Raw genomic sequence first — 1,175 nt, forward strand, 5'->3', positions numbered from 1 at the left:
TCTCAGCCTGTAGGCAGCCATTTGGCTGACTACAGGCGTACCTACCCTATGAGGGCAGGTATTTCTCCGCTCTCAGCAGGTTGGTAAACGCCGATAGCACATACAGGCGGTTGGCGTTTTTCGCCAGCCCACGGTAGCGAACCTTCGTATAGCCAAACTGGTGCTTGATCGTCCGGAACGGATGCTCAACCTTCGCGCGAACGCTGGCCTTGATCCCCTCCAGTATTTCCTGAAGCCGGTCCGCCAGCTTACTGCGGGTGCTCGGCCGCAGCGCGATCCGCCAATCCACATCCCGCCCTTTGAATTCATCTCGCTTATGGATACCGGCATAGCCTGCATCACCCCAAACCCGTTGCTCCTCACCATGAAGGAGTTCATCGGCTGCACTGAGGTCATGAACGTTGGCTGCAGTGGTCTCTATGCTGTGGATCAGACCGTCCCGATCATCCACACCAATATGCATCTTCATGCCAAAGTGCCATTGGTTGCCTTTCTTGGCCTGGTGCATTTCAGGGTCTCGCTCACCTTCCTGGTTCTTGGTCGAGCTGGGTGCGGCAATAATCGTGGCGTCAACGATGGTGCCCTCCCGCATCATCAGGCCTTGCTGGCGGAGCTGTGAGCTGACGGTATCGAAGATCACTTTGCCCAGCTTGTAGCGCTCAAGGAAATGGCGGAAGCGGAGAATGGTGCTCTCATCTGGCAGGCGATCAGACAAGCGGAGCCCGGCAAAGCGGCGCATCGACTCTATCTCATACAGGGCATCTTCCATCGCCGGATCACTGAGGTTGTAGAACAACTGCAGGCAGTGGACCCGAAGCATTATTGCCAGCGGGTACGGTGGATTCCCGTTCTCGCCCTTGGGATAGTGCTTGCGGAGCTTCTTCTCCAACTTCGCCCAGGGAATCAAGCCATCCATTTTCTCGAGGAACAGCTCCCGCCGCGTCTTGCGTTTCTTGTTTTGGTATTCGGCTTCGGCGAAAGTCAGTTGGCTCATGCTATATTCCAGTTGAAAGGGGCGACCGCCAAATTATCTCAAATTTTGGGGGTTGTGCAGAGATTCCCTAAGCTATAATTTCTGTTGGCAATGTGCAAAAACATAACAAGGCCAAGTACATTTGTGTGTAGTTCCCCAGGTTTGATAGATGTCTTAGAATTCTACTCCGTTTCTACGGGCG

The 1,175-nt window shown here is 54.2% G+C and carries 1 protein-coding gene; it reads right to left on the reverse strand.

Annotation, left to right across the window (positions count from 1 at the left end; all coding sequences use genetic code 11):
* Nucleotides 1–46 precede the first annotated feature (46 nt).
* Nucleotides 47–994 carry an IS5 family transposase gene (locus DXZ20_RS00715; protein WP_163695696.1) on the reverse strand — a complete coding sequence of 316 codons (948 nt, stop codon included), beginning with the start codon at nucleotides 992–994 and terminating at the stop codon, nucleotides 47–49.
* Between the last annotated feature and the right edge of the window lie 181 nt (nucleotides 995–1,175).

Origin of the sequence: Adonisia turfae CCMR0081 (assembly GCF_011009555.1) — a bacterium.
GTDB lineage: Bacteria > Cyanobacteriota > Cyanobacteriia > Phormidesmidales > Phormidesmidaceae > Leptothoe > Leptothoe turfae.